The sequence below is a fragment of the Lacticaseibacillus saniviri JCM 17471 = DSM 24301 genome, assembly GCF_001311785.1.
GTDB lineage: Bacteria > Bacillota > Bacilli > Lactobacillales > Lactobacillaceae > Lacticaseibacillus > Lacticaseibacillus saniviri.
On sequence record NZ_BBBX01000036.1, the window covers coordinates 1 to 9230 of the forward strand.

The 9230-nt window shown below is 38.3% G+C and carries 4 protein-coding genes and 3 pseudogenes; all 7 read right to left on the reverse strand.

The features are described from left to right. A partial coding sequence (locus tag JCM17471_RS12680) for a recombinase family protein (RefSeq protein WP_082395344.1) occupies positions 1 to 288 on the reverse strand: 288 nt, incomplete at its 3' end. Positions 289 to 412: 124 nt separating this feature from the next. Then, positions 413 to 754 (reverse strand): hypothetical protein, encoded by a 342-nt coding sequence (locus JCM17471_RS12685; RefSeq protein ID WP_054778128.1) that lies wholly within the window; start codon positions 752 to 754, stop codon positions 413 to 415. Between the two features lie 123 nt (positions 755 to 877). Then, positions 878 to 2768 (reverse strand): annotated as a pseudogene (locus JCM17471_RS12690) (SNF2-related protein). Further along, complete coding sequence (locus JCM17471_RS12695) at positions 2749 to 4041, reverse strand: hypothetical protein (protein WP_054778129.1); 1293 nt, start codon at positions 4039 to 4041, stop codon at positions 2749 to 2751. Before JCM17471_RS12695 ends, JCM17471_RS12690 begins: the two are co-directional and overlap by 20 nt. Position 4042: 1 nt before the next feature. Further along, positions 4043 to 7025: pseudogene (locus JCM17471_RS12700) on the reverse strand (type III restriction-modification system endonuclease). A 3-nt stretch (positions 7026 to 7028) separates the two neighbouring features. Beyond that, positions 7029 to 9029: pseudogene (locus JCM17471_RS13620) on the reverse strand (site-specific DNA-methyltransferase). A 10-nt stretch (positions 9030 to 9039) separates the two neighbouring features. Continuing rightward, the gene (locus JCM17471_RS16145; protein WP_235809417.1) at positions 9040 to 9111 is read right to left on the reverse strand and encodes a hypothetical protein; all 72 of its coding nucleotides are present in this window, start codon (positions 9109 to 9111) and stop codon (positions 9040 to 9042) included. Positions 9112 to 9230: the final 119 nt, after the last annotated feature.

Here is a 9230-nt window from a genome sequence, read left to right on the forward strand (position 1 = left end):
CCCCGTCATAGACGGCAAATTCAACACATCTAGGGTGGCCCCCTTACTTTGAATGGTGTTCATGATCTGAGTTAAATCATGGTTGTTTCGGCCCAAGCGATCTAGTTCAGTGACCAGGACAATATCACCCTCGCGGATATAAGCCAGCAGTTTTTGCAGTTCAGGTCGATTGGTGTTAGCCCCACTTAATTTATCCGTAAATAATTTATCCACGCCTTTTAAAGCCGCTAACTGTCGATCTAAATGTTGCTCCTTGGAACTCACACGCGCATAACCGATTTTAGCCATTTCCAGTTCTCCTTTTGGACAGTTCTAATGAACACTTGCAATTCCTAGTATAGCACAGAAATAAAAAGGCCAATAGGGTATACCCTATTGGCCGTTTTTGATCCATTATCAATGGCTTTTTAAATTAGGGCCTAGTACTTTTGGAATGGAAATACTTTCCAACACCAAAAATTCTAGACCCGATAAAATTAGTGATTTCCTGATAATTGAATGGGATATTGGTGGTGTTAATATGAGGAATCATGGTCAATATCTGATTATGATCAATAGGGATCATACCAACGTAGAAGTTGTTTAAATCAATAACGGTCAAAGAATTAGGAACACGCAGTTTAAGCGCTTCTTGGGCTAAAACTTTCATATTATAGGCATTATTATCAGATATTAAAGTAATATCACTGCCTTCACAAAGGTAGAAATCTGCTGAAGCAACATTACCAAGTAGCTGAAAAGTTGACTGATTCATGATATCTCCCTGACTATTTACAAAAAAGTGCTTTATTTTGCAGAATTAGGCATGTCACTTTGTTCTAAAAGTATATAATTAAAAGGTTGAGTGTTATATCTTTTATTAATTGTATAGTTTCCATCACTTATACCTCCCCATCACAATGTCCTTAACTTCCTGCAAGTAATCGTCAGTATATTCAGGAACAAGCAGCTGACCATCGATTGCATCCAGCATCACTTTTTCTTTATCTTTTAGTTTCTTGTAAACTATCCTGTCGATAAAGCCCATATGTGCAACATCGCCCTTGGTCATCAAATAGTAGTACCTTGTGTATTGATTTGCTGGTAGTCCCAGACGGTTAATCCGATCTCGGGACTGCAACATGAAGGTCAAATTAAAGTTGTATTCGAAGTAAACCGCGTCGTGTACAGTTTGATGCAACGAAATGGATTCCCCTAAAGTGTTAGGATTCGATACCAGTACTTGTGCATCACCGGTCCGGAAATTATTAATCATTCCTTCTCGATCCTGTTTTGGTGTCGCTCCATAAACCAAGGTAGTTTTAATGCCCATGCCATTAAGAGTATCAGTAATCTTTTGCATGGTACCGACAAACATCCCCCACACCAGGACCTTTTTGCCTTGACTGACCAGCTTATCAATCAGATCAATGCCCATTTCAAACTTAGGCGCCTCTATCTTAGTTAAATCATATTTCTTATAAGCTTCTCCGCTACTGGAATTCTCTTTTTCAACCGTGGCCGTCTGTTTATCCCACACTCCAGAATCAGCATCTACCAGTCCTAGTTCTTTATAGTTGATGTTAGTGCTCAGCAACTCCGGGTTTGTCGAAGCCTGAAGTAACCTGATAAAGGTCGCCAATGTTCCGTTTTCATTTTCATAAATTGCCTGTGCCAGCAGCTCCTGATTTTTGATGGAGCTACTTCTTTAATAATATCTGGATCCGGTTTAGGAACCTGAAGATCCTGTTTGTTGGTCCGCCAGAAAAATGGTGATAACTTCTTATTAACATCTTCTGGATCAATATTATTAAGAGTAGTCAGATCCCAGGCAAAGAATGAAGAGTATTCATCAGGATACATTAAATGCAAGAAATTATAAATATCTCTAAAACCATTTGGAATCGGTGTTCCAGTTAACACATATCGATAATGTGGTGCCCTACTGAGACTGAGAGCAGCTTTAGCTCGCTGGCCACCGACGCCTTTAACCCGGTGAACCTCATCAAAGACCAGCATCGTTTTCGAGTCCAACAAGTCATTGATGATATTTAATTTGCTCTGCAAGGCTTCGTAGTTGATCGTGATCACATCTGCCTTAATCCAATCATGCTTAATGGCTCCGACATTATTGTTGTACTTTTGTCCCGCATATTGAGATAATGAAGTTCTCGCTTCGGCCCAAAGACCTCTTGAAATTCTGTCCGCCACGCAGCAAAAGCATTCAATGGAGAAACGACTAACAGCTTATCAACTTCATTAACTCTAGGACTAGATAAGTAAGCAAAAGTGCCATACATCATAGCAGTTTTGCCAGCACCTGGCACCGAAAAGTTAGCAGCTCGCTTCATGATAGTCATGAAGAAGCTGGCCTTTTCTTGTTCAGGCTTTAATGGCCGGGTAATTTCTTGACTGACAATCGCCCTAAAATTGTCAAACTCTTGCTGCCAACGAGGATCGCCATCTTTAATTGTTAACCCCGCTTGGCTTTGCTCTTTAATGTAGTATTGACGTTGCTGCACAAACTGATTGAATTTGCTACTTGTTTTGACTTCTGGTAATCCTTTTCGCTTTAGTCGCCGATTAAGCTTTTTAACTAATTCCAGCAGCTGAATATAAGTCAAATCTTCCTTAAAAGTACGTTGCTCAGGATCCTTAAAATATGGAGTGAAAATAACTAATCCGCGTTGGGCAACCTTGGTTTCCAGTGTATGGTGATCATCATCTACCAGCTGAAACAAGCCGTCATCATTCTTGATAATGATTGGATTATCTGATTTCATCCCCATACTTGCTGAACAACTCCTTACTCAATTGGTTTAGGTCACGCATATATTTCTGCAGTTCCTTTAGTTGATCTTCACTAACCTCGTTGTAACGAAGACTCCCAATCAGGCCACCATCTTCATTTAAGTCGTGGTAGTACTTCACATTCTGCTTTATATTGCGGATGAACTTATCTACAGACTCACTATTACGGGCATTTCGCATATAGGTGTCAAAGGTATCACCAAGCTCTTCAACGGTTTCGTTTTCATCCGTCAAACTCTGCATCAGATCAGAGGTAGTGTGAATTTCCTCGTCCTGAAGTGATTCTGAAAGATCATCAACCATGTCAGCTACATCATCATTGAAATCTTCATTGTCAACACTATTAACGATATTTTTACCGTATTCACGAATATGAGTCCTGGCTGTATTACCACTAACGCCAACATGAATTTGATAAAGAATCACGCCAAAATATGAATTCATCGTTTCATTCTTGCGAACTTGAGATTCAGGATCGTCGCCAAAATTCTTAGATAACGATTGACCCATTTCATAGAAAAGTGACCACACTTTACTTTCCTTGATAATGTTGAAATTATTCTCTGAAGCACCAATAAATTCCAGAAACTTCTTCATATAGCCCGCACCATCATAATATTTTTTAACTTCTGTTGGTCGCATATGAGAATCAGCTGCGTAATCGGCCTGAGTCATAATTGGGTCATCACCGCTAGTGGTTTGGTAAATATCCACAGCCAGATCAACTGGATCATAATCTTGGCGCTCTTCAACACCCATCTGAATGGCTAACTCTAGCTTTTTGATCTTAGCACGCTCAGTAGTGTTACCATATGAAAACGGCAAAACAACAGATTCAAAATATACTGTCCTGCCAGTAGATTGACGAATATTACGTAATGCCGTATAGCGACGATTGCCATCTACAATCCGTCCGTCATCCAGTACGTACCCATAAACTTGCTGACCAGACTCTTGTATCGATTTTTCTGTCCGCTTCAAGGCTGATGAATTGTCTTGTTCGATTAATTTAGCAACAAAATTGTTATATTGTGGATCTTCTTTATCATTGGCTGGATGCAATTCATCCTGATGCTGTGAAATACCGGTTGCAATCCGACCATTTTTGTCATTGTAATAGACATATTCTAGTGGAATCTTGTAAACATCCAGCGTTTCAGAGCTAACCCCATCAACCTTAATCGGTAACTTGGGCTTGGCACCAGTTTTCTCTAACTTTCCTTCTTTAGCTAATTCGATTAGCGACAACATTTTAGTTCAACTCCCCATTCTCCAATTTATTGATTAAATCATGCACTTCTTGCTCACTAGTAGCCATCTGATAGTAAACCCCAGATTCCTTTAAATGGTCAAAGTACTTTTGTTGAATAATCCGGATTTCTTCATCACCTAAACGCATGTTTTCAGCTTTAGTTTCAATCACCAAATAGATCGGCTTACTACCATGATCAATCTTAAAAATGAAATCAGGTGTCGTTGTCCCATTATCAAAGCGGGGAATTTTGATAGCTTGCTTAGGTAATTTTCCAAAGACACTAATCTTCGGCCCATACGACCGTTGTAAAATTTTTAATTCTGGATCAGCACTGTCATAACGCAGCGGTGGTCGATCATACAAGTACTTTTCATCAGAAGTTGAATTTGATTGGTATACTCCAAGTACGCTAGCAGGAACTGAATCTACAAATTCCTGCTTCTTGGCATTGTAAATCGAGGTGGAAGCCGAAAACTTCAAAGGCTCATAGCTATATGAAGTCTTGATTCGTTCGTTAAACTGATTGTTAAAGGTTCGAATTAAGTTACCTAATGTTTTTTCATTAATGTAATTAGTATTGTTTCTTAATCTCTTAATTGCCTTAATCATCAGGTTGTTCAGCAAGTTTACTGATAAATCTGTTTGTTGGGCCAGAATCTTAAGAAATTTACCATATTTACCATATTTCATGGTCAAATATTCAGTACTATAATCCGCCTGCGTTTCACGAACAGACGCTGAACTACTATCAGTCACCACTTCCTGGTGGACCATCTGAGGACTCTGCAAAACAAAAACTTTATTGTCGCTATCGTTAAAGACGTTCCGGGCAACAGTTTCGGCATCTTGATTAACCGATGGATCAAACTTGATCATTTGCCGCTTAGCCAATTGCAGCCACAAGTTTTTCAATTGCTGCCAATTTTGCTTGCGTAACTTAACAGTTGTGCTGTCTTTTGAATTTTTATCTCGAACCTTATCCTTAGCAACTTTAGTTTCTTGGACTAATTCTGGATAAAGATAACACAACGCATCATAGCCGGTCATCGTTTGACCATCTAATTCAACGTTTTCTTTAAATTTGTTAGAACGAGTAATCACATTATGGGCATCTAAATCATCAAGCAGCTGATCCTCATCAAACTTAGGATCAATTTTTGTTTAGCTTTAACAATCAGCTTGATCATGTCATCAGTTAATTCTTCTTGGTTCAGTTTTATCGGTGAATCATCATTAATTTCACCTACTAACTTTTGAGCAAAATCTCGTTCATCATAACCAATTAAGAAAGATAGACGACTCTGCCACTCATCCTGATTCAAACGGTGACCAGTTTCATCAACCGGAAGCCGTAAACCACGACCAACTTCCTGAATCTTACTAATCTCGGAACCGGAAGTACGTAACTTGGCAATTGTGAAAACATTCGGATTATCCCAACCTTCACGCAGCGTCCACTTTGAAAAGAGAAAGCGACGAGTTAGCCAGTTACCATCTTTATCCTTAAAGCTAAGTAGTTTTTCCTTATTACTAAGAATATCCTCAACTTCAGCTTGAATATCAGCATCTGAACTGCCGCGATCTTCACTGAAGTAGCCAGCATATACGTCCTGATGTTCTGACTGCAAGCTCCTTAAAGTAGCTTGCAAGAATGAACAATAATCTTTTTCTCGATCATCTATTGCCATCTCATACCGGCCAATCAGTCTCTTTAATTTTTCAGTTAAAAGTCGTTCAAATTCTTTGGCAAGCCAGCCTTTACTGCTATTTTCTCCTCGAAAGCTTGAAATACTATCAATGAAAAACAAGGACAAGGTTTTAATTTTAGGCGCATTATCCCCAGAGTTAGGACGCAGAAAATTTTCCTCTTCGGCTTTAAAGTGGCAGTCCAAGGCTTGCAAAATAATCTCTTTCTGGTAACTTTGCGCGAAAGTGCCCGGGATTAATTTCATGTCTTTAGCCAACGCCAATCCATTAGATAACTCATGATCCGTGCCACCGGCATAAGTAATATCCCCTTGAAAGCCTGGATCGACATCTGCAAGGTTTTCACCAACACCTAGAGAGTATTCTTTTTCCCTTGGGAAAGGATCAATTCTTTAGCTTTAACCTGTTTAACCTCGTACAAGTTGCTTGCTTGCTCTTCTGGCATATCTGGGTAATCGATATCGATTCCCTTAACTAAACCTTGATTAAAGCTATCGACGGCATCTAAGTTGAACTGGGGTTCACCACGGTAATAATCAATCTTAGTAACCTTGTTTTTGCCACGCCCACTTGTTGTTTCCGGGAAAGTAGCTCCAAAACGGACAATTAATTGGGGCTTCATTGCTTTAATATCTTCATAAAACTTTTTACCCCGTGGGAATCGCTGCGGCTCGTCAATAATGACTACAGGTCTAGTTGCCGCAATGGCCTTAATTGGTGAAGTTTCGCCACCAAGCAAAGTCTGATCATAATCATCATGGTGCATGGACTTAGAATGAAGCATCCCTTGATTAACCAGCAGTACCTCAATTTGATTAGTATTCTGTCTAGTTGCCTCCACAAATTCAGATAACTGTGCCGGGAAGTTACGACGGCCTGAACGTGTACTAAAATCACCTGCGTTAATGACGTTTAATTGTACCCGAGTATTTTCATAGAATTCACTAAAATGCTGTTTAGCATAATCACTGGTAATGAAACTACGAGTACCCTCTTTAATACTTGGGCTAGGCACTGCAATGACAAACTTAAAGAGACCATACTTTTGATGTAATTCATACATCATTCGGGTATAAACATAGGTCTTTCCCGTACCTGTTTCCATCTTGATGTCAATATTAGCTTTATCGTTGTAGCGGTACTTAATCAGCGGATTGGCATAGATGTAGTTTGCATTGGGATCATTACTCATCGTATCCATTCCGGGAAAAGATTTATCAATGGCAGTCAGAGCGTCAGTTTGATGCTGTAAAGTTTCTAGTTTAATCTTCATGGCTTAGTACCTCTTGATCAAAGTGACTTTACTATCTAACTGCTTCAGACCATTTTCTAGTTCGCGAAGTTCGGCGACGTTAAAGGAATAGCCAAACAGAACCACACTCTGTACTTCTAACTGGTGAGTACCCAGTTGATTTAACAGCTCTTTGGTCTGGTCAGCTCCCCAGCCTTCATTAATCAGGTAGAGACGATTATTTTCAACTTGATGAGCTGTGTAATTGCCAAACTTAATTTCTTCAACGTTGGTATCGAAAGAATACCCATCCTTAGCCAGCCAGGTAGTAAGAATGGTGTCTTCACCAGCCGTATCTCCAGCTACTTCTAAACTCTGGCTAGAGAAACCGTCAACCATATTAGTAAATAAATTGGTATTGTTTGGATCAAAGTCTTCAATGTTTTCCAACGTCTGTTTAATCGGTTTGACAACTCGATAATGCTTGAAGCTACCATCAAAGTTCTCAGGTAAGGTCAATTCATTATCTTCACGAATTTTCTTAGCTGCACGACGAATACGTTCCCGGGAAATTTGATCAATGGATTTAAAACCAGCATCATATGCTGCTTTGCCACCTTTAGTAGGTATCTTTTGGCCCCCTTTATCTAAAATGGGTTTTCCCGTATCTTGATCAACTTTGTAAGTCTTTTCTGGTAACTGAACCATAATAAATTTTCGATGCCCGCCATCCTCAGCATTAAGTTGCATAACGGCATCAGCAGTTGTTGATGATCCAGCAAAAAGTCTAGAATTAACGGATTTTTAGTAGTAATTCTATCAAGAAGCCATCTGATTAATTTAGTAGGCTTGGGATATGAAAAATATTCTTGCAATTCTAATTTTTTAATTCTTTGCTTCCCTGTGTACTAGAAAAATTATCTATGACACTCATTGGGGGTTGCTTTCTATCAATTTGTTTATTCGTATTATCGACTTTTAAATATTGTTTTGTGTAAACTGTATACTTGCCGTCGTTATTTTTCTTGAACACGATGAAATCATTTTCAATTCCCCATTTAACTTTATCCTTAGACCATCTCCAAATTGCCCTTTTTCCATTATTATTATCTTTAGGATAAATACGAGAACCATCTGGACACTGTAAGGCATAGTCTAAGGATTGAGAATATGAAATAGATCCCATTCCTAACTTTTGTAAGTAATATTTGCCTCTTTCTAATTCATATTCATCGGATTGATTATATCTTTCGATATTAGATATTTTCATTCCTTTTATTTTTAGTTGAAAATATATTTTGCTATATGTTAGAATGCTTTCGTTTTTATTCTAAACAAGCTTGAGTCCGAAGAACCTCCACCTTCTTTATTTGTCCAAACCAAATTAGCTACATTATTAATCTCACCAAATAATTCGTCACATAAAATAGTTAAATTTGCTTGTTCGTTATGATCTATAGAAATAAAAATGATTCCTTTACTGGAAAGTAACCTTTTAGCTAAAACTAATCTTGGATACATGAAAGTTAACCAAGCAGAGTGACTGGATTTTCCTTGAATACTTTTAAGACGCTCGACTTGTTCGTCATCTAAGCCAAACATATCTTTTAGTTTCTCATCACTATATTCAAAAGAATCTGGATAAACGAAACCATCACTACCGGTGTTATATGGCGGATCAATGTAAATCACATCTATCTTATTCTGGTAATTGTTCTGAAGATGACGCAAGACTTCCAAGTTATCACCAGTAAAGAACAAGTTATTACTGTCTTTCCCTTCACCCTTATTTTGTTTTTCATCAGGGACAATCACTGTTGTCGGCATCTCACCTGCTTGACGCCGCGCATAATCTTTACCAATAAAATCTAGCTGATAACCTTCACTCAGCTCATTGATGTTGTTATTGTCTAATTGATTTTTAAATTTATCTATATCAAAAGAACCATTTTCAGCAAAGAATTCTGGCAACTTTTCTTTAAGTTCATTTAAGAAAGCAGTGTTCGGCTGTACAGTTTCATTGTATTTTTCATTATCCGTTTGCATGAAATTTCTCCTATTCTTCGTTAATTGGTACAGTTTCGCAAATGTCATTAAGGTTGCAATCTAAGCCAGTGCATATTTTCATCAAAAGATCTGTAGTAACATTTGGATTGAAGTCAATATTTGAGACAGATTTTAAGAGACATTCAGAACCGTGTTTACCTTCCACAGCTCAAATAAATCATTAATCGCGATTAATAACTT

Bases quoted from the DNA above. Each gene is read 5' to 3' on its own strand.
- JCM17471_RS12685 (WP_054778128.1), bottom strand. From the start codon at position 754: ATGAATCAGTCAACTTTTCAGCTACTTGGTAATGTTGCTTCAGCAGAT.
- JCM17471_RS12695 (WP_054778129.1), bottom strand. From the start codon at position 4,041: ATGTTGTCGCTAATCGAATTAGCTAAAGAAGGAAAGTTAGAGAAAACT.